Annotated in this window: 1 protein-coding gene; it reads left to right on the top strand. The window is 45.5% G+C overall.

The window, feature by feature from the left end; genetic code table 11:
* The coding region (locus tag E8Q33_RS14985; protein WP_136555699.1) for a PQQ-dependent dehydrogenase, methanol/ethanol family at nucleotides 1-1106 on the top strand (1106 nt) is incomplete at both ends.

Below are 1106 nucleotides of genomic sequence, written 5' to 3'. Positions count from 1 at the left end.
GCCAAAACAAAACTACGATGAAACTGTACCAGTCATGTGCTGCGATACCGTTAACCGTGGTCTGTCTTATGGCGATGGCAAAATCTTCCTGAACCAAGCTGATACAACACTTGTTGCATTAGATATGAAAACAGGTGAAGTGGTTTGGTCTGACAAACGTGATGATCCAAAAGTTGGCGCGACCAGCACAGCGGCTGCACACGTATTTAAAGACAAAATCATCGTCGGTATTTCAGGTGGTGAATTTGGTGTTCGTGGTTATGTTCAAGCTTATGACTTAGATGGTAACGTTAAGTACAAAGCGTACAGCACCGGTCCTGACGCAGAAATGTTAGTTGACCCAGAAAAAACCATGTCTATGCTGAAACCAGTTGGCAAAGATTCTTCATTGAAATCTTGGCAGGGTGATCAGTGGAAAATCGGTGGTGGTACCACTTGGGGTTGGTATTCTTATGACCCTGACCTGAACCAGTTCTACTATGGTAACGGTAACCCATCTACTTGGAACCCAGTACAACGTCCAGGCGACAACAAATGGACAATGTCTTTGTGGGGTCGTGATTTAGACACTGGTATGGCGAAATGGGTTTACCAAATGACGCCTTACGATGAGTGGGACTATGACGGTGTTAACGAAAACATCCTGGTAGACCAAAAAATCAAAGGCCAAATGCGTAAAATGTTAGTGCATTTTGACCGTAACGGTTTTGGTTACACCATGGATCGTGAAACAGGTGAATTGTTGGTTGCTGAAAAGTTTGACCCAGCAGTTAACTGGTCAAATGGCGTTAACCTGAAAACTGGTCTGCATGATCGTGTAGCGAAATACTCAACTGCACGTAACGGTGAAGACGTGAACACCACTGGTATCTGCCCAGCAGCATTGGGTACAAAAGATCAACAGCCAGCGGCATTCTCACCACGCACAGGTCTGTTCTATGTTCCAACTAACCATGTTTGCATGGACTACGAACCATTCGAAGTTGAATACGTAGCCGGTCAACCATACGTTGGTGCGACATTGAGCATGTACCCACCAGAAGGCAGCACGCACTTGGGTAACTTCATTGCTTGGGATGCTCGTGAAGGTAAAATCGTCTGGTCAA

Origin of the sequence: Methylophaga sp. SB9B (assembly GCF_004832235.1) — a bacterium.
In the GTDB taxonomy this organism is placed as follows: Bacteria; Pseudomonadota; Gammaproteobacteria; order Nitrosococcales; family Methylophagaceae; genus Methylophaga; species Methylophaga muralis.
This window is presented reverse-complemented; position numbering and strand designations above follow the sequence as displayed.